General features: G+C 63.2%; 20 protein-coding genes. 5 read left to right on the top strand and 15 right to left on the bottom strand.

Features of this window, described 5'->3' with window-relative positions; all coding sequences use genetic code 11:
• Positions 1-5 precede the first annotated feature (5 nt).
• The 5 genes from L4X63_RS22565 to L4X63_RS22545 all read right to left on the bottom strand — a co-directional run bounded on the left by L4X63_RS22565 (position 6) and on the right by L4X63_RS22545 (position 4,920).
• A complete protein-coding gene (locus L4X63_RS22565; protein ID WP_250680930.1) occupies positions 6-206 on the bottom strand; it encodes a DUF1656 domain-containing protein in 201 nt (66 codons plus the stop codon).
• Entirely contained in the window at positions 196-2,376 is a 2,181-nt protein-coding gene (locus L4X63_RS22560; RefSeq protein WP_250680929.1) for an FUSC family protein, read from the bottom strand. The genes L4X63_RS22565 and L4X63_RS22560 overlap by 11 nt, the downstream gene beginning before the upstream one ends.
• On the bottom strand, positions 2,373-3,800 hold the full coding sequence (locus tag L4X63_RS22555) for an efflux transporter outer membrane subunit (RefSeq protein ID WP_250680928.1): 1,428 nt from the start codon (positions 3,798-3,800) through the stop codon (positions 2,373-2,375). Before L4X63_RS22555 ends, L4X63_RS22560 begins: the two co-directional genes overlap by 4 nt.
• Before the next feature lie 216 nt (positions 3,801-4,016).
• Positions 4,017-4,451, bottom strand: coding sequence for a MarR family winged helix-turn-helix transcriptional regulator (locus L4X63_RS22550; RefSeq protein WP_250680927.1), 435 nt, complete (start codon positions 4,449-4,451; stop codon positions 4,017-4,019).
• A 169-nt stretch (positions 4,452-4,620) separates the two neighbouring features.
• Positions 4,621-4,920 (bottom strand): DUF1294 domain-containing protein, encoded by a 300-nt coding sequence (locus tag L4X63_RS22545; protein ID WP_250680926.1) that lies wholly within the window; start codon positions 4,918-4,920, stop codon positions 4,621-4,623.
• Between the two features lie 227 nt (positions 4,921-5,147).
• Here L4X63_RS22545 and L4X63_RS22540 point away from each other — a divergent pair, with 227 nt between their 5' ends.
• Positions 5,148-5,726, top strand: coding sequence for a J domain-containing protein (locus tag L4X63_RS22540; protein ID WP_250680925.1), 579 nt, complete (start codon positions 5,148-5,150; stop codon positions 5,724-5,726).
• A gap of 106 nt (positions 5,727-5,832) precedes the next feature.
• Here L4X63_RS22540 and L4X63_RS22535 read toward each other — a convergent pair whose 3' ends face one another.
• From L4X63_RS22535 to can, 10 genes are all read right to left on the bottom strand, one after another.
• Positions 5,833-7,353: an NYN domain-containing protein gene (locus L4X63_RS22535; protein ID WP_250680924.1), complete on the bottom strand. Its 1,521-nt coding sequence runs from the start codon at positions 7,351-7,353 to the stop codon at positions 5,833-5,835.
• 219 nt (positions 7,354-7,572) lie between these two features.
• Complete coding sequence (locus L4X63_RS22530; RefSeq protein WP_250680923.1) at positions 7,573-8,052, bottom strand: hypothetical protein; 480 nt, start codon at positions 8,050-8,052, stop codon at positions 7,573-7,575.
• Positions 8,053-8,224: 172 nt separating this feature from the next.
• Positions 8,225-9,139: a PLP-dependent cysteine synthase family protein gene (locus L4X63_RS22525; RefSeq protein ID WP_250680922.1), complete on the bottom strand. Its 915-nt coding sequence runs from the start codon at positions 9,137-9,139 to the stop codon at positions 8,225-8,227.
• 72 nt (positions 9,140-9,211) lie between these two features.
• Positions 9,212-9,970: an NADH-quinone oxidoreductase subunit B family protein gene (locus L4X63_RS22520; RefSeq protein WP_250680921.1), complete on the bottom strand. Its 759-nt coding sequence runs from the start codon at positions 9,968-9,970 to the stop codon at positions 9,212-9,214.
• 12 nt (positions 9,971-9,982) lie between these two features.
• Positions 9,983-11,494, bottom strand: coding sequence for a hydrogenase large subunit (locus L4X63_RS22515; RefSeq protein WP_250680920.1), 1,512 nt, complete (start codon positions 11,492-11,494; stop codon positions 9,983-9,985).
• Positions 11,491-12,927: a proton-conducting transporter transmembrane domain-containing protein gene (locus tag L4X63_RS22510; RefSeq protein WP_250680919.1), complete on the bottom strand. Its 1,437-nt coding sequence runs from the start codon at positions 12,925-12,927 to the stop codon at positions 11,491-11,493. The genes L4X63_RS22515 and L4X63_RS22510 overlap by 4 nt, the downstream gene beginning before the upstream one ends.
• A 1-nt stretch (position 12,928) precedes the next feature.
• The gene (locus L4X63_RS22505) at positions 12,929-13,570 is read right to left on the bottom strand and encodes an NADH-quinone oxidoreductase subunit K (protein ID WP_250680918.1); all 642 of its coding nucleotides are present in this window, start codon (positions 13,568-13,570) and stop codon (positions 12,929-12,931) included.
• A 4-nt stretch (positions 13,571-13,574) separates the two neighbouring features.
• On the bottom strand, positions 13,575-14,483 hold the full coding sequence (locus L4X63_RS22500) for a respiratory chain complex I subunit 1 family protein (protein ID WP_250680917.1): 909 nt from the start codon (positions 14,481-14,483) through the stop codon (positions 13,575-13,577).
• 52 nt (positions 14,484-14,535) lie between these two features.
• Positions 14,536-16,431 carry a proton-conducting transporter transmembrane domain-containing protein gene (locus L4X63_RS22495; protein ID WP_250680916.1) on the bottom strand — a complete coding sequence of 632 codons (1,896 nt, stop codon included), beginning with the start codon at positions 16,429-16,431 and terminating at the stop codon, positions 14,536-14,538.
• 308 nt (positions 16,432-16,739) lie between these two features.
• The gene (gene can, locus L4X63_RS22490; RefSeq protein WP_250680915.1) at positions 16,740-17,456 is read right to left on the bottom strand and encodes a carbonate dehydratase; all 717 of its coding nucleotides are present in this window, start codon (positions 17,454-17,456) and stop codon (positions 16,740-16,742) included.
• Positions 17,457-17,840: 384 nt separating this feature from the next.
• Between can and L4X63_RS22485 the strand changes: the two genes are divergently transcribed.
• The 4 genes from L4X63_RS22485 (at position 17,841) to nrfD (ending at position 21,061) form a co-directional block, all read left to right on the top strand.
• Entirely contained in the window at positions 17,841-18,125 is a 285-nt protein-coding gene (locus tag L4X63_RS22485) for a hypothetical protein (protein WP_250680914.1), read from the top strand.
• Positions 18,126-18,546: 421 nt separating this feature from the next.
• Positions 18,547-19,023 carry a cytochrome c3 family protein gene (locus tag L4X63_RS22480; protein ID WP_250680913.1) on the top strand — a complete coding sequence of 159 codons (477 nt, stop codon included), beginning with the start codon at positions 18,547-18,549 and terminating at the stop codon, positions 19,021-19,023.
• Complete coding sequence (locus L4X63_RS22475; RefSeq protein WP_250680912.1) at positions 19,020-19,805, top strand: 4Fe-4S dicluster domain-containing protein; 786 nt, start codon at positions 19,020-19,022, stop codon at positions 19,803-19,805. The genes L4X63_RS22480 and L4X63_RS22475 overlap by 4 nt, the downstream gene beginning before the upstream one ends.
• Positions 19,806-19,807: 2 nt before the next feature.
• Positions 19,808-21,061 (top strand): NrfD/PsrC family molybdoenzyme membrane anchor subunit, encoded by a 1,254-nt coding sequence (nrfD, locus tag L4X63_RS22470; protein ID WP_250680911.1) that lies wholly within the window; start codon positions 19,808-19,810, stop codon positions 21,059-21,061.
• The last annotated feature ends 106 nt before the right edge of the window (positions 21,062-21,167 follow it).

Below are 21,167 nucleotides of genomic sequence, written 5' to 3'. Positions count from 1 at the left end.
GCCCGCTAGCGGAGCACAAAGAGTCCGAAGACCCCGAAAATGCAGGCAAATACCGAGACCCGGAACAGCGGCGGGTGCCAGACGTGCCGGTAGAGGCCGCACCATCCCAAGATCCTGTCGAGGAGCACTTGCACAACGACACTCGCCAGAAAGGCAAGGAACATGGTCGGCATCAGGGCGTCGAGGAGTGAAAACTCACGCGGCATTGACAATATCCTCCGTAGCTTGTCCGGCCGGGGCGCCAAAGGCGGCGGCGAGAGCGGTTTCATCATCGAGAAGCGCGGTCCGTATCAGGTGCAACGAGGTCAGCAAACGGCGCAGGATCTCCCCTTCCCGCGGGGATGCCAGCCCCCCTTCGCGCTGAAGCGCGTCGATGGCGTTGGTAACCCCGTCGAGCGCCTGGTCCCGGTTACGGAGTGAGAGCCTTGCGAAAAGGTGTGCCGTTGACTTGATGCTTTCCTGCAACTGAGCCGACAACTGGCGCGGCAGCTCAATACTGTCAGCGTCTTCCCGCAGATGAATCACGGCGCGGCCGATCTCTTTGACCATAAAAACCCAGGTGACCAGCCGTTCGTTCCCATTGGGATCCAGGTGCTTGGTGGCGTCGAGCTTGTGCAGCAGTTCGGAGGTACTGCCTTCGAAGCGGTTCACCAGGCCGGGGAGCGGAGCGAAGCAGGCGGTGACCACCTGCCGGCGTATCTGGCTCGCCATACGCCGCTTGTGCCAGGCCCCAGTGGCAGGCACCAGCGTCATGAATACCAAACCTGCTATGGCGGTACCCAGAAGCGCGGCAGTCCCTTCGTTTACCGTCCCCATGGGGTTGAGCACCATGGGATTGGCAGGGGCGAGCATGGCACAGAAAAAGACCACATAACCGGTGCCGACGGCGATCCATTGCGGGTAGGTGATGATGTAGGAGCCAACCATCAAAAACGGCATCAGCGCCGCAGCCAAAAGCATGAAGCCGTCCAGCCGGGGCATGACGAAACACATGAAAAAAAGTGCCGCCACGTATCCCGACCCGTGTCCCATGGTCATATGCCGGACGGAACGGTACTGATCGGGGGCGGATCCGAACAGGGAGCTGGTCACCGCCACGAAGCTCAAGGCACTGGCGCCATAGGGCCAGGCGGTGGCAATCCAGAAGGCGCTTATCAGCAGCATCGAGACGAACGCCTTGGCTCCGGCCAGGAGCGCAGCCAACGGATCGGTGTGGGTCGCGAACGTGATGTCGTCCGGCGGCTGCGGTTCCGATTCCTTTTCCGGGAGCTTTGCGTAGGTCCTCGCGTAGGCATGCAGCTCGCGCAGGAACCGGTGCAAAAGCTCAAGCGCCGTTTCGAAGTCCACCGCATTTTGAACCTCGCTTAGCTCGGGAGAGTTCCTTCGCGCCGCTGCCACTTTCCGCGACAGAAGAGCCCGGAAGGCGGCGATGCGGCGGGCGGTCAGACGTGCTGCTTCGGCACTGCGCGGGGAGGCTTCGGCCAGTTCCAGCGTCTCCCCCAGGGAATCGTATATTCCGGTGAGCGCCTCCCCTGCCGGCGTGGGATTTTTCGTGAGCCGGTTCAGGATCTGGTGAAAGGAATAGAAGGTGGTCGAGGCCGCCATGAATTCGCTGTTGAGTTTGCGCAGCTTAAGGTCGCGGGAACGCACTTCGGGATCTTCCAGGATGGCGGCATTGCGTATCGATTCGAGTGCTATGACGTCGCCCGCCAGCTTGAAGTGCATCGCCTCCTGTTCCGAGCGGGTTGCCGTGCCGGAAAGGGAGACGCGGACGTAAGCGATGAAGTCGGCGTAGCGCTTCTGCACGTTGCGGATGATCTGATCGGAAAGCCGGCGCGGGAAGATAAGATCGCTCATCACGGCGGCGCAGAGGATGCCCAGCGTTACTTCCGAGAGCCGGGTGACCGAAAGCGAGAAGGCGGCCTGCGGCTGTGGCGCGGCCTGCAGTGCGGCAAGGGTGGCCGAGTATCCGGCCAGCACAAACCCATACGACTTGAAATCGCGATAAAATGCGGCTCCTGCCGTACATATCCCTACCCATACCGCCAAGCCGGTCAGGAACAGCACCGGCTCCTGGGCAAACAACCCGACCAGCAGCAGGCTCACCAGCACGCCGGTCAGCGTGCCGCCGATGCGGTACAGGCTTTTGGTCAGGACCATCCCGGTCTGCGGACGCATGACAATGAAGACGGTAATCATGGCCAGACGCGGCTGGTCCAGCTGGAAACGCATCGACAGCCACAGCGCCGCCAAGGCGGCCGCCACCGACTTGGCGACGAATATCCAGCGCCATCCTTCCTCCCGGGCACCGGCAAGAGCTTCCCGCCACAGCGCCGAAAAGTGGCCCTGGAGCGCCGGCCGGTTCACGGCACTCATTTCGCGCCCCCCGGCGCGGGCGGGGTCACCGGAACACCACCGCCGATCGAATGCATCAGCCCTGCGTAGGCATCGAGAAACCGTGCCTCGACCTGTGCCTTGCGCTGTGACTCCACCAGTGTCTGGTTCTGGGCGTTGAGAACGTTGAGGTATTCGCTGAGCCCTTTGCGGAAGCTTTTCAGGGCGATGTCGTAGGCACGATGCGCCAGCGCGTACGATTGCTTAGCCTGGCCGCGCTGCTTTTCCAGCGAGCGCAAGGTCACCACTTGGTCGGCCACTTCCTCCAGCGCCCGGACCAGCGTGCCGTTGTACGAGTCGACCGCAATATCGTAGTCGGCGGTGGAGGCGCCGAGCTCGCTGCGCAGCCGCCCCCCATTGAAGACCGGCAGCGAGACCGCCGGGGTGAAGCCGGCGATCAAGGAGCCTGGCGACAGGAACTGGGCGAAGCCGATTGATTGTATCCCGGCAAACGCGGTCAGGTTGATGTTAGGGTAAAATGCGGCCTTGGCCACCTCGATCCCCTTTCCAGCCGCCTCCACCCGCCAGCGCTGGGCCACCACATCGGGGCGCCGCCCCAGGAGTTCAGCCGGGAGCACGGCAGGGAGCCCCACCGGGAGATCGAAGGAGAGGGACGGCCTGCGAATCCCTTCGCCGTCCCCCGGCCCTTTGCCGGTAAGAGCAGTCAGCTCGTTGTGCAGCAACTCGATCGACTCCGAGATCCTCTCCAGTTCCGCCCGTGCCGCAGGAAGCGGCGTTTCGGCCTGGCTCAGGTCGAGTTCGGTCGCAAGCCCGGCCGCATAACGCTTCCGGGTGATATCGAGGATTTCCTGCCGCTTCTGCAGGGTCGCTTTGGCGACATCCTCCAGCACGCACTGGAGCGACAGCCGCACGTACGCCCTGACCACAGCTGTCTCCAGCGCGAGCTGCACCTCCTGCGCTTCGGCTCTCCCCACCTGCACGGCATCGAGCGATGCGGCGAGGGCGGCGCGGTTCTTGCCCCAGACATCAAGGTTGTAGGAGAGATCGGCCGTTGCCCCGTTATTCCATTCCCAGTTGCCTGCGAGGGCGGAAGGATTGTAATGATACTCCGAATACCGCTGCCGGCTGAAAGCCGCATCCACGTCGATCGAGGGGAGCAGGGCCGACCTGGCAATGCCGCTTAGCGCTTGTACTTTTGCGATCCGCGCCTGCGCGATATGCATGGCCGGATTTCCGGAGAGCGCTTCCGCTACCATGCGGTCCAGTTGCGGGTCGCCGTACGCCTTCCACCATTGGGCCGACGGCCAAGGGACAGGCTGATTCCCCGCGGCGCGGATTGCGTTGCCGGCGTTGAGCTTTTGAGGCTCAAGCCGCTGCGAACCGGGGGTGATGCTGTTCGGGATACTGGCACAGCCACTGAGAAAGAGGAGGAAAGCGGCGGACAACAGGGAAAGGGTCCTGATTTTACTTCGAGATCTAAACAGTTTGCGCTCCAGTGCAGTGGGTGGGAGTTAATCCCGCGCTATATCGGGGATGCAGAAAAAACCGTGGCCGGAACCGGCGTTACCGGTCTACCGGCCAGATAGAAACTGATAATAACCAGCCGAATGAAATTGTTTTGCTAATAATGGTTGTGACAAGTATTTTGGTAAAAAAATTTGCTACATCGTCGCTGCCACCTTGTCGAGCAGGGTAGTCAGGACCGCGACCTCATTATCCGTCAGCCCCCTCTCCATCCGTTCCCTTACCTGCACGACGAAAGATAATCCGGCTTCAAAGACAGCTCTTCCCTCGTCGCTTAGATAGATGAGATAGGCACGCCTGTCGTCGATCGCGTCAAGGCGTTTCACCAGCCCCTTCTTGATGAGCTTGTCCAGGATCCTGGTGGTATTTGCCTGATCCTTGAGGATTTTTTCCGACAACTCCTTCTGGTTGATGCCGTCCTGCTCCCACAAGCGGTGCAACACCACCCACTGCTCGCTGGTGATGTCGAACGGCTTCAACTGGCTATTGATCTGGCACCTGAACTTGGTGACGATCTTCACCAGCCTGAAGTCGAGAGAATCATCGAGTCTGAGTTCCGCAACGTTTCGCATGGCTTCAGATTAGTTGATATGACAACTAATTGTCAAGTCGTTTTACGCGGCTCAAAGGCTGCGCTTGCGATCACGCCAGCGCAGCCCGTGTCAACCGGCATGAAAATTGACCTACCACCGGCGTCCAAAATTGACCCACCACCGGCGGTTAGTTCTTTCCGATTTCACTTTACCGGTGAGTTATCACGATGGCGGTGAGGGTGTTGGCGGCTACGGTGAGCCAGAAGACCAGCTGGAAGGATCGCTTGCTCGACTTGTGACGGAGCAGGCGTTGGGCCAGGAGACCGCCGGGCCAGCCGCCGAGGAGGCTTGCCGTGTGGAGGGTCAGCTCGGGGATGCGCCAGGCGCCGTTACGGGCGGCGGTCTTGTCGGCGGCGTAGAGGAGGAAGGTGAGGAGGCTCGCGGCAGCATACAGCATGGGGAGACTCCCCAGCGCGAGGTAGAAAGCGGCGGACAGGGCGATAAGCAAGCCGGCTTGAGCACATGGGGTGGACACGCGATCTCCGTTTCGGGCAGAAAAGCCCCTCGCCCTACCCCCAAGCAGAGGGGATGTTGTGGCTGGGCGGGATTATAGCGGGGATGGAAGCCCCATGACAAGATCTCGTGGCGGATACTTTATTTAGATTTTTCCAATGATAAACTTGCTGGCGTGTTCGTACGGAGAACGACGACAACGCCAGGGGGAGGGAGGATACGGTGACTATCCAAAAATTCGTCGACTACTATGACCTGCTGCAGTTAAGCCCCAACGCGGATGCGGAGACCATCGACCGTATCTTCCGGCACCTGGCCAAGAAGTACCACCCGGACAACGTGGACTCTTCGGACACGGACCGCTTCCGCCTGATCGTCGAGGCGCACCATACCCTTTCGGACCCCGAGGCGCGGGCCGGGTACGACGTCCAGTACCAGGATTACTGGAATCATAAATGGGGGGTGGCGGCTGAGGCGAGTAACCGGGCGGCCTTCGGGGACGACCAGGTGACCCGCGAGAAGCTCCTTTCCCTTCTCTACGTCCAGCGGCGCCGCGACATGCTGAGCCCGGGGATCGGCGAGGTGGAGATCTGCCGCCTGATCGGTGCTCCGGCGGAGCTGGTGGAGTTCCACCTCTGGTATCTCAAGGCCAAGGGATGGGTGGAGCGGCTGGAAACCGGCCACGTGGCGATCACGGCCGGCGGGGTGGACCAGGTGGAAGAGACGAAGCTAAGGCTCGCGCCGGACCACCTGCTGGAGGAACACCTGCGGACGAGCCAGGTGAGGATCGAAGAAAGATAACATCGGCGGCTTCGAACGCGGATGACGCGGATTGAGCGGATTGGCGCGGATACCCCCAAAACTTGGGGGTCTGAGCCGATCCGCTCAATCTGTTTGAAGCCGCGTGCTACAGGTTTTCGGTTTCTTCCGATACCCCGGTGATCCAGGCGCGGACCGAGGAGGTTTCTTCGTCGGTCAGCTGGATCTGGGAGCTCCGGCAGAGGTTCAAGACGTTCTCGAAGAACTTCTGGGCCAAGGTCGCGGCATCCACCTGCCCCTGCTGGTAACGGTAACGCACGTGGCCCAGGCCGAGCAGCACGAAGTTGACGTGGCTCCTCGCCACCGATGCCCCTTCCTCCGCGCAGCAGTCGCGCACCGCCTTCGAGGTCCTGCTCAGGCTGTAGCCGTTGGCGTTGACCTCGTTGGCCAGGCAGCGGAACAGGATCAGGTAATGCTCGGCGGGGAGCAGCGGGGTGTCGGTGATGTTGTGGATCTTGACCTGCAGCGAGTCCATCTTCTCTTCCGGGGCCGGGTGGATGGTCGGATCGTAGAGAAAACCGGAGAGCATGCTGGAGAGCTCGATCCCCGGCAGGTTCATGTGGCCGAGCAGCGCCTTGAAGCTCCCCTTCCCGAACCACTCCGACTGGTTGAGCCCGGGCCCGAACTTCATAACCAGCAGATGGGCCATCTTGGCCATCACCACCGGGATCGGTGAAGACTTCACGATCTCGACGATGAAATCCTCCATCCTCTGCTTGAGCTCCGGGGTCAGCACGACCCCTTCGGCGGCCGCCGCCGGTTGCTCATGCTCGGCCTCCACGGTAACGACCGGAGCGGCCTGGACGCCGATCTTCCACGGATCCTCGTCGATCAGCAGCAGCTCGTCACGCGAGTTGGCCACCTCCATGGCGAGCCTACGCAGCGTGCCGTACCCCAGCCAGTTGGTATCCCTCCCGAATTCCTTGAACTCCCGGAAAATCCTCGGCAGGTCGGCGGCCTGGACGGGCCCCGCCTCGGCGACCACCTCGGCGACCCGGCTGGCGATGCGCTTGATGAGCGAAGTCTCCGGCTTTACGCTGCCGGGAGCGGAGAGATCGTGATCGGGCTCGATCTCGACGAAGCCGATGCCGCTGCTGATGAAGTCGTCGAGGTCGAAGACGTGGTCGGCGGACGCCTTGTAGGCGGGCGACGCGTATCCCACCGCCAGCACGGAGGTGCGGCGGTCGTGCTTTCTGAGCTTGATGAGCACCGGCGTGAAGTCGGCGTCACCGGAAAGGACGATGAACTCGTCGATGGACGGATAGTGGTGCAGGGTCTCCAGGATGTCCATCACCATGTGGACGTCGGTACTGGTCTTCCCCCGGCTGGTGAGCGGCGGGCAGTCGATGACTTCGAAGGCCGCCTTGGTGAAGTAGGGGCGGAAATCGGCGAAGGAGGAAGGGTTGAGATAGCACCGGCGGATCAGGATGCGGCGCTCGAACTGGCCGTCGGTGGAAATGGGGAGTCTCGAGTCCACCAGCCACTTGAGCCACCGTTCCGGCCGGCTGGCAAAGGCTTTGGCCAGATCCTGGTCCTGGTTGTGGAAATTGAGATAGATATTGTCGAAGTCGACAAAGAGTGCGGAGCGGATTGTCGAGATCTCCGGCATTGGTACTCCTTTCAAATGGGGAACTGGTTGGGAAGATGGTGTCGGATCACTTCATGAGACCGGCGAGGTGACGACATACACAATGGTACCGGCGAGTTGGGCAGGACGCAACCAGAAGATGAGAAAAGCTCCCTCCCTGCGGCCTTCTCCCGGTACGAGATGGGGTGGACCGGAGGGAGGGGGCACCGTTTGGCGGACCCGAATCGATCGAAAGCCGGACTACTCGGAGGTCGTTTCGTTGTCCGGGACGATGGCGGCACCGGTCTTGGCGTCGGTGACGACGTTGGTCGCCCAGGTGTAACCGGCGGCACCGGGCACCATGTACTTGATGCGGAAGGCGAGACGGTCGCCGGGGGTAATGACCGCCTTGGGGAGGTAGAGGTCGAAATCGGTGGATTCCCCGTCCTTGAGCGAGCCGAGCACGTAGGTCTGCCCCTCGGCCACCTCGTCGTTGGCGCCGCGCAGCAAGGTGGCGGTGACCTCCATGTCCTCGACCTTGCGGAGGGTGATGTTCTGCATCAGGCCCTGGACCGCCACGCCGTCGTGACCGGGAACGAGCTCCCAGGCGATCTTGAAACTGTACCCCTTGTGACGGAAGGGATACGACTTGGCATCCTTCTTCACGGCCTCTTTAGAGGCGCAACCGGCCACCAGGAAGAGGAGGGCTCCAGCGAGAATCAGGGGGAAGAGACGGTTCATGGTCAGTACCTCCGGAACCCACCCTCCCCCTTGCCTGCGCGAATGGATTCCGGGCAGGCCCAACCTCCCGGTGATGACGGGAGGCGGGGAGAGACGGTAAAAGTTGAGCTGCTAACGACGCTGGCCACGGCCCGCCCCCGCGGGGCGCGGGGTGCGAGGGGCAACGGTGGCGTCAGGGGGGGCAGTCGGCGCACATGGACTTGAAGAGGTTGGTGCTCAGGTAACGATCGCCACGGTCGGGGATGATGACCACCACGGTGCCGGAGTCGATACCGGCCGCCACCTTCATGGCCCCGGCCATGGCCGCGCCGCCGGACATCCCGCAGAAGATGCCGTGCTGGTGGGCCAGCAGACGGGCGGTCTCGAAGGCGTCGTCGTCTTCGATGACCAGTTTGCGGTCGTAGGCGGTGGGGTCGTAGATCGGCGGGACGATGGCCTCTTTCATGTTCTTCAGGCCCTGGACCTTGTGCCCCAGCACCGGTTCGACCGCCACGATCTCGACCGCCGGAGACTTCTCCCTGAAGAACTTGGAGAGCCCCATCACGGTGCCGCTGGTGCCGATCCCTCCCACCACGTGGGTCACCTTCCCGGCGGTCTGTTCCCAGATCTCGGGACCGGTGGTCTTGTAGTGGGCCAGCACGTTGTTGGGATTGGCGTACTGGTTGGGCATGTAGTATTTCTCGGGATCCTCGGCGAGGATCTTGTGGGCGAGCCGGATGGCGCCGTCGGTGGCCTCGCAGCCGGGGGACAGCACGATCTCGGCCCCGTAGGCCTCGAGGACGCTCCGCCTCTCCATGCTCACGCAGGCGGGCATGCAGAGTTTTATCCGGTAGCCGCGGGCGGCGGCGATCATGGCGAGGGCGATGCCGGTGTTGCCGGAGGTCGGTTCGAGGATCACCTTGTCCGGGGTGAGCTCTCCGCTTTCTTCGGCGGCCAGGATCATCTGGCGGGCGGGACGGTCCTTGACGGATCCCCCGGGATTGTTCCCCTCGAGTTTCGCCAGGATGCGGACGCCGGGCTTTCCGCTCAGGGCGACCGCGACCAGCGGGGTGCCCCCTATGGCATCAAGGAGACTTTGACCTTTCATGTGTGCCTCACTAGCAAATGGAATGGAAGCGCTGCCGCCTCAACGGCAGAACGTCGCGCAGATTAGCACGAGCTACTCCATCCTGTCCAGCAGCCTGAGCAAACCATCGAGAATGGTGATGGGATGGGGAGGACAGCCGGGGATGTAGAGATCGACCGGGAGGAGTCCCTCGACGCCGTCGTGGGCGGCCGGGGAACCGATGAAGGGGCCGCCGTTGATGGCGCAGGCTCCGCAGGCGACCACGATCTTGGGGGCGGGGATCGCCTCGTAGGTGAGCATGAGCGCCTCCCGCATGTTCTCGGTCACCGGCCCGGTCACCCAGAGCCCGTCGGCGTGGCGCGGGGAGGCCACGAACTGCAGTCCGAAGCGGCCGATGTCCCAGCCGATGGTGGAGAGGACGTTGGTGTCCGCCTCGCAGGCGTTGCAACCGCCGGCTACCACGGAACGGAACTTGAGGGAGCGCCCGAAGAGGGAGAGCATCTTCTTCTCCAGCGCCTGGGCGAGGCGGCGCTCCTCCCCCGCCGCTACCACCAGGTCTTCGCGGCGGTTGACGGCCAGGCGGGGGTCGGTGGTGTGGGTAATGCCGCCATGGGGGCACATCTCCGCGCAGTCGGGACAGAAGAGGCACTTGCCGAGGTCGATAGAGAGCTTGCCGCCACAGCCGATGGCCCCCACCGGGCAGAGGTCGGCGCAGACCCGGCAGTCCGGCGGGCAGACCGTGGCGTTCAGCTCGGGGTACCCCCGGAAGCGCTCGGGAAGGGTAGCCGGCTGATCGGGATAGGTGGTGGTCCGGTGCCCCTGCTTCAGGCGGGCCAGGATGGCTTTTATCATAGACGGTGCTCCTTACAGATCGAAGCCGCAGTACGAGAGATTGAAGCTCTTGTTGCAGAGGGGGAAATCGGAGATCTGCCCTTCCCGCAAGGCCATGGCGAGCCCGGTCCAGTTGTGGAAGGAGGGATCGGTGATTTTGTAACGGGCGAAGCCCCCGCGCTCGTCGGTGATCCCGACGTGGCAGATCTCGCCGCGCCACCCCTCGGTGAGGGCGACCGCCAGGGAGTCGCCGGCGATGGCGCCGGCCGGGTACTGAAAGGCCACCCCGGGGAGGTGGGTCAGCTGTTCCTGGATGAACTCCACCGATTTCTCCACCTCCAGCCAGCGGACGAGCGTCCTCGCGTAGACGTCCCCCGCGCGGGCGGTCTCCACCGGGATGTGGCTCATGGCGTAGATCCCGAACGGATGGTCGCGCCGGATGTCGCGGTTCAAGCCGCTGGCACGGGCGGCGGGACCGACCATGCCGATCTCCAGCGCGGTCTCCCCGCTCACCACCCCGGTCCCCTCGAGCCTCGCCATCACCGACGGGGTCTCCCAGAGGAGATCGACGGCATTGGCGACGTCGTCGAAGGCTTTCTGGAGACGGCCGGCCATCTTCCCGGCGAGATCCCCGCTCACGTCGAAGGCGACCCCTCCCGGTACGACCAGGTCGCGCCCGAAGCGGTTGCCGCAGAGCTCGGCGGTCAGGTTGAGGAAGTCACCCCGGATCCTCCCGCAGAAGGAGGCGGTCGGGAGGTAGCCGACGTCGCCGGAGATGGCACCCAGGTCGCCGGTATGGTTGGCGAGCCGCTCGAGCTCCAGGGCAACGGCCCGGATCGCCTGGGCCCGGGCCGGGACCCGGCCGCCGCCGAGCGCCTCCACCACCATGGTGTGGGCGGTGCCGTGGCCGATGGTGGTATCGCCCGCCACCGTCTCCATCCTTTTCCGGGTGACGGCGGTGAGCGGCCCCTGCACCAGGCGCTCGACGGCGCGGTGCTGGTACCCGAGCGAGATCTCCAGGTGGAGGACCTCCTCCCCGAAACACTGGAACCGGAAATGCCCCGGCTCGATGATGCCGGCGTGGACCGGCCCTACCGCCACCTCGTGAATCTCGGTGCCTTCGACACGGTAAAAGTCCATCAGGCCGATTTTGGGAGTCTTCCCGGCCGAAGCCCCCAGCGGGGTGGCAAGGGGCGGTGCGAAACGGACCGGCTTGAACCAGGGGTGATCCTCGATGACAAGGCCGAACTGCTCGGCGATCTCCCGCTCGAAGAGGTGGAGCTGCGGCGCGTACGGGGTGAGGGTCGGGATCTCCCGGGCAGTCGCCAGGGCGGTCATCACCCCGAGGACACCCTCCATCTTCTCGGAGAGGACCGCGTAGAGCCGGACCGCATTCCCCTCGGCAGCGCCGAAGTAGGAAACAACCCGCCAGCCGTCCTCGATCCCGCCCAAAAGCTCCTGCTGGAACCGCTCGAGGGAGAGCTCGGGAATCTCCCGGCGGGGCACCGCCTCGCCGTTTTGCAGCATCCGGTACGGCCGGTTCATCGTCCACCTCCCAATAGTCCGGCCGCCTCGGTGATAATGGCCTGCAGCGGGGCCGGGATCCAGAGCCCGAGCACGAGGACCACCGCCATCAGCACGAGCGGCGGAAGCACGGTGGGAACGGCGTCACGGTAGGGGGTGCGCTCGATGTCCTCCGGAATCTTCCCCATCACCAGCGGCAACACGGTGGAGGCCATCCCGATGAAGATCAAGGCCAGAAAGAAGAGGAAGAGACCGCCGGTGACGTGGTTCCCCTGCCCGAAGGCGGAAGAGACGATCATGAACTCGCTCACGAAGGGGGCGAAGGGGGGGGAGCCGGTGATGGCCAGGAAGGCGGCCAGGAACAGGGCGCCGGACCAGGGGGTCCTGGTGAGGGCGCCGCGGACGTACTGGGTGCTCTTGGAGTTGTAGGCGCGGTGGATGTTGCCGGAGGAAAGAAAGAGCACCCCTTTGGTGAGCGCGTTGTTCATCATGTGCAGGAGCGCCCCGAAGAGGGCTCCCTTGCCGATGCCGAGGGCCACCGCGATGATGCCGACGTGCTCGACGCTCGAGTAGGCGAGCATCCTCTTGAAATCGCTCTGGCGGGCCATGAAAACGGCGGCGAAGGCCATGGAGACGAGCCCCATGGCGAGGAGCACCTGCTGGAAGAGGAGCGCCTCGGTGGAGGCGGCGGCGATCTGGTAGACCCGCAGGAGGGCCAAAAGCGCGCAGTTCACGAGCCCCCCCGCCAAAAGCGCCCCCACGAGCCCCGGCGCCTCGCCGTAGGCGTCCGGCTTCCAGGTGTGCAGCGGCGCAAGCCCCATCTTGGTCCCGAACCCGACCAGGAGGAAGATGAAGGCGGCGTGGCGCCAGCCGGCGTGGAGGTTGGCGGCGTCGGCGATCAGCGAGCTCATCACCAGCGAGACCTCCTGGTTGGCCACGATGGTGGAGTAGGCCAGGAAGAAGATCCCCAAAAGGGCGATGGCGATCCCCACCGAGCAGATCAGGAGGTATTTCCAGGTGGCCTCGATGGAGCGGGCGTTGCGGTTGAAGTAAACGAGCGGAGCCATGGCCAGGGTGGTGGCCTCCAGCGCGATCCAGAGAAGCCCCAGGTGCTGGGAGATGGTCACCAGGGTCATCGCGGAGAGGCAGACGAGGAGCGCCAGGCAGAGGATCCGGTTGGGGCGGCGGTGGCGGTAGCCGAGGTAGCCGACCGCGTAGAAGGCGCAGACCGCGAAGAGGATGCTGTTGCAGAGAAGGACCAGCTTGCCGAGCGGGTCGAGGTAGATCCAGCCGCCGGGAGACGGGGGCGGGGTCTGGATCACCAGCGCCACGGTCAGGGCGAGGTGCACAAGGGCGAAGACGGGGAGCACGAAGGGGCGTTTCCGGTTGTCCGGGATGACCCAGGAGATCTGGGCTCCCACCAGCGGCAGCAGAACGAGATACCAGGTGAGCACGTTATTCCTCCCGCAGTGCCGACAGCCGCGAGGTGTCGAGGGTGGAGAACTCGCGGCTGATGTGGTTGATGACGATCCCCATGACGAAGACGCCGACCAAAAGGTCGAGAAGGGCGCCGGCCTCGACCATGACCGGCATGGCATCGGCCAGCAGGAGGCCGAAGATGAAGATGCCGTTCTCCATCAGGAGGTAGCCGATGACCTGCGAGATCGCCTTGCGTCTTCCCATGAGGACCAGGAAGCCGGACATGAGGGTGGCCAGCGAGGCGGGGACGACGAGGAGTCCGGCGTGCTCGGGGGCCAGGGGGAGCTTGGCGGCGAAGATGAAGGCGAGCGAGGTGAGGAGCGCCCCCAGGACCAGCGACGGAATGTAGCCGATGAAGGGGACGAACTCGCGCTGGATCTCGGCGCGCTTGATCGCGTTGATGATCAGGGCCGGGATGACGGCACCCTTGACCGCCATGATGCTCACCACGATGAGGGCCAGGTGCCAGGAGAAGGGGTGCACCAGGGCGGGTAGCACCCCGAGGAGCACCCCCTGCAGGGCCACCGCGCGGACCGAGAAGGCGAGGCGGCTCGTGCCGAGCACGGCGAAGTTGATCAACAGACAAAGGACGAGGAGCTGGTCGGCCAGGGAACTCATGTCATCACCTCACAACCAGGACCAGCGAGAAGGCGGTCAGGATCATGGCCGCCACCAGAAGCTGGGGAACGCGGATCAGTTTCAGACGGGCCATCACCGATTCGACCACGCCCACCCCGACCGCCAGCGCCAGCATGGAGAGGCCGAAGATCAGCCAGTCGAGGTAGGGATCCCCCCCGGAGAAGGGGATGGCGATGTTGGCGAAGAGGGCTCCCATCAGGTAGAGCTTGAGGGCGGCGCCGTAGAGGATGCAGCCGAAGTAGGGACCGGAGTGGTCGAGCACCATCACCTCGTGAATCATGGTGAGCTCGAGATGGGTGTTGGGGTCGTCGAAGGGGATGCGGGAGTTCTCGGCCAGAAGGACCACGAAGAGGCCGAAGAGCATCAGCAGGAGCGAAGCGCCGGTCCCGGTCCAGACCGTGAGGGTGACGCTCTGGAGCATCGGGGTGAGCGACATGGTGCCGGAGAGCCTGGTCAGCGTGATCAGGGCGAAGAAGATGGTCGGCTCGGCGAGGCAGGAGAAGGTGACCTCGCGGGCGGCCCCCATCCCCTCGAAGGCGGAGCCGGTGTCGAGCGCGGCGGCGGTGGTGAAGAAGCGCCCCAGGGCGAAGAGGTAGGCGAAGAGGATCATGTCCCCTTCGAAGGCGACCGGGGCGGGATGCTTGCCGAGCGGGATCAGCAGGGCGGCGAAAAGGGTAGCGGCCAGGGTCACCACGGGGCCGGCCTTGAAGACCCAGCTGGTGGTGTCGCTGATCACGACCCCCTTCCTCATCAGCCTGCCGAGATCGTAGTATGGCTGCAGCACCGGTGCCCCTACCCTTCCCGCAAACAGTGCCTTGGTCTTGGCGATGACGCCGATGAGCAGCGGCGGCATCGCGAGGACCAGTACCATGTGAACGATGGTATCGATCATGTCACGTCTCCAGACATTGGTTTTCAAAAAACACGGACTGCTTAAGGACCAGCTACCTGACCGACAGCAAAAGCACGAACAGGGTCGCGAAGATGTACAGCATGTAGATCTGCACCTCTCCGTGCTGGAGCCTCCTGATGAAGGCGGAAACGGTCGCCGCCCCCCGCAAGGCGGGCATGGCCACCTTGCCGAGGAGGGTCTCCTCCGGCTGGTAGCGGAAGCTGGCCTCGACCGGGGCTACCCCGGCCACGGTGCCGCGGCTGGTCCGGCTCCGGATGAGCGGGGTGGACAGCGACCCCATCAGCTGACCGAAGGAGCTCGCGGTGTACTGGATCCGGGGAGCGGGAGCGAGATAGCCGCATCCCCAGGTGGGGCCGGTAGCCCGCGGGGAGGCCAATTCCCTCCGCTTCAGGACGAGAAAGATCGCTCCCGCCAAAAGCGGCAGCGCCGCACCGGCGGCGGTGAGGGCGATGGGGCGCACGGGGGCGGCATAGCCCGCGGGGGCACCCAAGGCCAGGGCGCCGACCACCGGATTTACCAGCGAAAGAAAGAGCTGGGGGAAGATCCCGCCCACGAGGCTCAACCCCGCCAGCACTCCCATGGGAACGAGCATGGAGGCGGGAGACTCGTGGGAATGCGCGGCACCCTCGCTTCTGGGGGCACCCAGGAAGGTGATCCCGAAGAGCTTCACCAATGAGATGACGGCGACCCCGCCGACCAGCGCGAGCACCGGGGCTCCCAGGGCCAGGAGCGGCTGGCTCGAGCGTGCCTCCCCGAAGAAGCCGAGGTAGAGAAGGAATTCGCTGGCAAAGCCGTTGAAGGGGGGAAGCCCGCAGATGGCGACCGCACCGGCCAGGGAAAGAAGGGTACTCCAGGGCATGCGGGAGGAGAGTCCCCCCATGCGGTCCATCTCCCGGGTGCCGGTGGCGTGCATGACGCTACCCGCGCCGAAGAAGAGGAGCGGCTTGAACATGCCGTGGTTGAGGATGTGAAAGAGGGCGCCCGCCATGCCGAGGTAGGCGAGCCGGGAGCTGCCGGTGGCCTCCCCGTAGAGGGCGGCACCGATCCCGGCGGTGATGAGCCCCAGGTTTTCGATGGAGCTGTAGGCCAAAAGGCGCTTGATGTCCTTCTGGGCCGAGGCGATGCAGATCCCCATCAGCGCCGAGACGAGGCCCGCCACCACCAGGAGCTCGCCCCACCAGAGCGGGCGCTCCGGGAAGAAGGTGATCACCCGGAGGATGCCGTAGATCCCCATCTTGAGCATGACGCCGGAGAGGATGGCCGAGACGTGGCTTGGGGCATTGGCGTGAGCGGAGGGGAGCCAGATGTGGAGCGGCATGATGCCGGCCTTGGAGCCGAAGCCAAGCAGGGCGGCGAAGAAGAGGATGGCGGCGAGCGAGGAGCTCACGTGAAGGGAGCCCGCGGCCGGGAAGAGGAAGCTTCCGGTGGCTCCGGCCAGCAGCGAGAAGAGGACCAGCAGCGAGGCGGCGCCCAGGTGGCTCGCCACCAGGTAGACGAGCCCCGCCTTCCCGACCTCGGGATCGGTGTGCTCGGCGCTCATGAGGAAGTAGCCGGAAAGCGCCATCACCTCCCACGACATCACGAGAAGCGCGCCGTTGCGGGAGACCACCACCATCGCCATGGCGGCGGCTAAAAGCCCGTAGAAAAAGGTAAGGGGAGGTTCGCTGGCCGGTTTCGAGGAGGCGGGCCAGTAACCGCAGGCGTAGAGGGAGCCGGCGGCGAAGACCAGGAAGATCGGAATCAGGAAGATCAGTGTGAGGGGATCGAGGGCGAGCTCGCAGGAGCCAAAAGGGAGATTCCACTCGATGAGGTAGCGGGCCCGCAGCCCCGCGGTCAGCATGTACGATATGGCAGGAAGCGCCATAAGCGAGGCGAGCAGCGCGCCGGCGGTGGCCACCCGTTGCCCCAGGCTACCCTGCCTTAACAATAGACCCGGGACTCCGGAGAGAGCTGCCACCGCAATCGCGCCCAATACCCATAGGGCAGGCTCTCGCATCATGTCATGAAACATTGCAATCAGCCTTTCGACCGTGGCCGGGAGAACCGGCCACTCCAGTAGTATAAAGATCACCCCTCGCCGCCGCTTGCGCGGTCACCGGAGGATAATGCACAACAGAAGTCCCCCCTCCCCCCTTGAGGGGGAGGGGCGGGGTAGGGGGGAAGGTGCCATTGAGGTACTCCGTTGGCAGCTTCCCCCACCCCCTAACCCCCTCCCTCAAGGGGAGGGGGGACCTTTTACTTCTTCTTCAGCGTCGGGTCGGTCGCCTGCTGGAGGTGCGAGTGGGTGTGACGCTCCGGGCTCTGGCGCCGCGTGGTCTCGTCGATCGCCTTGGCGTAGGCGTCCGGCAGCTGGTCGATGGCGGTCACGCACATCCCGAGGTTGCTCAGGTGGCCGTCGGCCAGGCCGTAGATCCAGCTGTGAACCGCCACCTCCTGGCCACGCGCCCAGGCGTCCTGGACCACCGTGGTCTGGCAGACGTTGACGACCTGCTCCACCACGTTCAGCTCGCAGAGGCGGTCGCACCGGATGTTGTCGTCCGGGAGGGAGGCGAGGTACCCCTCGTGCTTCACCCGCACGTCCTGCAGGTGGCGGATCCAGTTGTCGATCAGGCCTAACCGCATGCTTTTGAGCGCCGCGTAGACGCCGCCGCAGCCGTAGTGTCCGCAAACGATGAGGTGCTTGACCTTGAGGATGTCCACCGCGTACTGCATGACGGCCAGACAGTTGAGGTCGGTGTGTACCACCAGGTTGGCGACGTTGCGGTGGACGAAGAGCTCGCCCGGCAACAGGCCGACAATTTCGTTGGCAGGAACACGGCTGTCGGAGCAGCCGATCCAGAGGTACTCGGGGGCCTGCTGCTCGGAAAGTTTGAGGAAGAACTCCGGGTCCTCGGCATGTATCAGCTCGGTCCAGGCCCGGTTGTTTTCGAAAAGTCGAGCTACTCCAGGCATATCCACCTTTATCCGTTATCGAAGCAGCGGCCGGCGCCCCCGTAGGCCTGTTTGGGGTACCCTTCCGCTGTCTTGAGCAAGTTTGCCGCCAACATACCGTAATTGGCTGATATCAAACGGCATACGGCCGCCGAATCACCGTAAATTACTCCCCGGGACATGATTTGTCAAAAACAAAGAACAAAAAAATTGCGTTTTATATCCGGCGGCGAATGCCGGCCGAAGACGTGCCACCGGGATAACGCATGGTACAATTGAGTGGCCGCCAGAGGGAACAAGAGTTTTTTCCCTATGGCTCTGGGGCGATGCGGCATGGCAGTAAGGAGGAAAAAGAAGTGATGAAATGCGATAGAGTTGGGAGGGCCTTGCACAACGAGGTGTGAAATGCTGGAAGACGCAATCCTGATCGTGGTCATTATTGCGAATATGTCTCTGGTTTTCACCCTGTTACGGCTCAGCATCAAGCACAGGGAGCTGCTGACCCGGCTCAGATTCGGGCGCAGCGTCTACGGATTCGTCGACACCCTGGCCAGACTCATGGAATTCATTCTCAAGAGACAGTTCGTCCCCCTGAGTGATCCTTTCCTTTCACTGGGGTGTGTCGCCTTCATAGTCTCCTTCCTCGTTTCCATCCCCCTGATGTTGCTCGCCATCGTTTTCCACCGGTAAAAATTGGCCGCGTAATCGCTGACGGCAGCAGGGACCGGCGGCCTTTCTACGGCTGAAATCCCCCTAAGTCCCCCTTTAACAAAGGGTGACTTCCCAGGTCTCCCCCCTTGTTAAACGGGGGGACCTTATGCCCCGTTTAACAAGGGGGGAGACGGTTTACGTGCGGGTAAACAAACTTCTGCACAATATTCGCCTTGCACGCCGTTGTCAAAATAACTTTTTCTAAGCATTTCACAGGGCAGTAAAACGCCGGTACAGGCGATAAACACAGTGTTTTATCTTACTTTGGTATTGTCAGGCGCAACCTGGTGTGTTAAAAATCTTAACAGCGTTATATTTTTGCACCAAGAGCAGAAATCCGTCCGGCCGTTTTGGGTAAGCAGCGCCTACCGCATGCTGCGGAGCAAAGGAGGAGAGAGCTGTGAAGAACCATGTTTGGCGACCCCTGTACGTAGTGCTCTTGGTCATCGCCGCGGTGTTGGTGACGAGAAAAATCCTGGTGCCGGCCGACTTCGGCATCGGGAGCCGCGGCTACATGTACGGCTGGCACCGTCCCAGCAATGAACAGGAATGGAAGGAGGTAAGCGTCAAGTACCGCACCGCCGAGTACTGCAAACAGTGCCATCCCGAGAAGTACAACGAGATCAAGCAATCCCCCCATGCCAACATCAACTGCGAGAACTGCCACGGCCCTGCCCTCAACCATCCCGACGACCCGAAAGTTTTGACCGTCGACCGCCGGCGCGAGCTCTGCGCCCGCTGCCACTTCCGGCTGGAGTATCCCACCAGCGGACGGGGAAAGATCCGCGGGATCAACCCGAAGACCCACCACCCCGAGCTGGAATGCGTAACCTGCCACTGGCCGCACGACCCGAGAAAGGAGGGGCATAAGATATGATTTCCCGTCGATCCTTTTGCAAAAAATCCCTGTTGATCGCCGGCGGCCTGGCCATCCCCTTCTCCTCCCTCGAGCTCTTCGATCCCAGGCGCCTGGAGGCCGAGAAGAACGACGGCAAGAAGGTGCGCTGGGTCTTCCTGGTGGATACCAACAAGTGCGTCGGCTGCGGCTTCTGCGTGAAGGCGTGCAAGACCGAGAACGAGGTCCCCTACGACGCCAACGTGACCCGGACCTGGGTCGAGCGCTACGTGGTGACCAAAGACGGCAAGACCCACATCGACTCCCCCAAGGGGGCGCGGGACGGCTTCGAGACCACCGCCATCGACATCGGGGAGGGTAAGTTCGAGGAGATCAGGAACGAGGATATCGACAAGGCCTTCTTCGTGCCGAAACTCTGCAACCAGTGTGACAACCCGCCCTGCGTCCAGGTCTGCCCGGTGGGGGCCACCTACCAGACCGAGGACGGGGTGGTGCTGGTGGACAGGAAGTGGTGCATCGGCTGCGGCTACTGCGTGATGGGATGCCCCTACGGCGTCCGCTTCTTCCACCCGGTCTACCACGTGGCGGAGAAGTGCAACTTCTGCTACCACCGGATCAGCAAGGGGATGAAGACCGCCTGCGTGGACGCCTGCGCCTTCGGAGCCCGCCGGATCGGCAACATCAAGGATCCCGACGACCCGGTGACCAAGATCATCATGACCGAACGGGTCAACGTGCTGAAGGAAGAGTATGGGACCAAGCCCCAGGTCTTTTACCTCGGGCTCACCAAGGAGGTGAGATAGCCATGGTGCATGGAGAAGCCTGGACCCTCAAGGAGTTTTTCGTCTATCCCAACGAGTACATCTACTGGACCATCCAGATCGTGATGTACCCGTTCATGACCGGTCTGGTGGCCGGTGCCTTCGTCCTCTCTTCGCTCTACCACGTCTTCGGCGTGAAGGCCCTGAAGGGGATCGCCCGTTTCTCGCTGGTCTTCTCGTTCGCGCTGTTGCCGGTGGCCATGCTCCCCTTGATGCTCCACCTGCAGCAGCCGCAGCGCGGCATCGAGGTCATGATGACGCCGCACTTCACCTCGGCCATCGCCGCCTTCGGCATCGTCTTTTCCACCTACGGCATGATCGTCGCCTCCGAGCTCTGGTTCGTCTACCGCAAGCATTTCGTGGAGACCGTGGAGGAGATCCGCCGGGTGCCGGCCGGCGACCGCTCGCCGCTTACGCAGCTTCGCTACTATTTCTTCTCCGCCCTCACCCTGGGGGCCCAGGACATCGGCCACGAGGCGCTGGAGGCTGACGAGCGCGCGGTGAAAAAGCTCGCCGCCGCCGGTATCCCGGTCGCCTGCTTCCTGCACGGCTACGCGGGCTTCATCTTCGGTTCGGTCAAGGCCAACGCCCTCTGGATGACCCCGCTCATGCCGGTCATCTTCATCTGCTCGGCGGTGGTCTCCGGGGTGGCGCTCTGCATGCTCACCTACATCCTCACCATGGAGATCAGGAAGGTGCTCGCCAGGAGAAAGGCGCAGCAGTATCCGGAGCTCCCTTCCCACCACGAATTGAAGAGCGCCGAGGCACACGTCGTTACCATGACCGCCAAGTACCTGTTGATGTTCATGGTAGCGGCCATCACCCTGGAGCTCCTCGACCTGATCTTCCGCGGCTATACCGCAGTCAAATCCTGGGACATCCTGCGGAGCGTCATCTACGAGCGGGACTTCGTCAACATCTTCGTGATCCAGTACGGGCTGGGGAACCTCCTCCCCTTCGTGCTCTTCCTGATCCCCGGCCTTACCGTCCGGCGCGCCGCCATCGGCAGCATGCTGGTGCTCCTCGGCGTCTTCATGATGCGGTGGAACGTCGTCATCGGCGGCCAGGCGTTCTCCTCTTCGCTCTCCGGCTTCATGCACTACCGCCTCCCGATCTGGCCCGGCACCTTCGAGGAGGCCAAGGAGGGGCTCTTCGGCGCGGTGGTGGTCGCCGTGATTCCGTTCTGCATCTTCTACGTCCTCAACAAGGTTATGCCGGTTTTCAAGGAGACCCACTGACCCGGAAATCTCCCCGCCCTCCCCTCTCCTTCAATAAGAAGGACAGGATAAGGGTTCCGTCTTGAAGGAGAGGGAGCCGCGGGAAGATGACCGGCCTTAAAAAAAT

The sequence above is a fragment of the Geomonas sp. Red32 genome, assembly GCF_023652955.1.
Taxonomy (GTDB): domain Bacteria; phylum Desulfobacterota; class Desulfuromonadia; order Geobacterales; family Geobacteraceae; genus Geomonas.
This window is presented reverse-complemented; position numbering and strand designations above follow the sequence as displayed.

Coding starts and splice junctions, on each gene's coding strand:
- L4X63_RS22560 (WP_250680929.1), bottom strand. CDS start 2,376: ATGAGTGCCGTGAACCGGCCGGCGCTCCAGGGCCACTTTTCGGCGCTG.
- L4X63_RS22515 (WP_250680920.1), bottom strand. CDS start 11,494: ATGAACCGGCCGTACCGGATGCTGCAAAACGGCGAGGCGGTGCCCCGC.
- L4X63_RS22530 (WP_250680923.1), bottom strand. CDS start 8,052: ATGAACCGTCTCTTCCCCCTGATTCTCGCTGGAGCCCTCCTCTTCCTG.
- L4X63_RS22505 (WP_250680918.1), bottom strand. CDS start 13,570: ATGAGTTCCCTGGCCGACCAGCTCCTCGTCCTTTGTCTGTTGATCAAC.
- L4X63_RS22500 (WP_250680917.1), bottom strand. CDS start 14,483: ATGATCGATACCATCGTTCACATGGTACTGGTCCTCGCGATGCCGCCG.
- L4X63_RS22485 (WP_250680914.1), top strand. CDS start 17,841: ATGCTGGAAGACGCAATCCTGATCGTGGTCATTATTGCGAATATGTCT.
- L4X63_RS22520 (WP_250680921.1), bottom strand. CDS start 9,970: ATGATAAAAGCCATCCTGGCCCGCCTGAAGCAGGGGCACCGGACCACC.
- L4X63_RS22525 (WP_250680922.1), bottom strand. CDS start 9,139: ATGAAAGGTCAAAGTCTCCTTGATGCCATAGGGGGCACCCCGCTGGTC.
- L4X63_RS22535 (WP_250680924.1), bottom strand. CDS start 7,353: ATGCCGGAGATCTCGACAATCCGCTCCGCACTCTTTGTCGACTTCGAC.
- nrfD (WP_250680911.1), top strand. CDS start 19,808: ATGGTGCATGGAGAAGCCTGGACCCTCAAGGAGTTTTTCGTCTATCCC.
- L4X63_RS22550 (WP_250680927.1), bottom strand. CDS start 4,451: ATGCGAAACGTTGCGGAACTCAGACTCGATGATTCTCTCGACTTCAGG.
- can (WP_250680915.1), bottom strand. CDS start 17,456: ATGCCTGGAGTAGCTCGACTTTTCGAAAACAACCGGGCCTGGACCGAG.
- L4X63_RS22565 (WP_250680930.1), bottom strand. CDS start 206: ATGCCGCGTGAGTTTTCACTCCTCGACGCCCTGATGCCGACCATGTTC.
- L4X63_RS22475 (WP_250680912.1), top strand. CDS start 19,020: ATGATTTCCCGTCGATCCTTTTGCAAAAAATCCCTGTTGATCGCCGGC.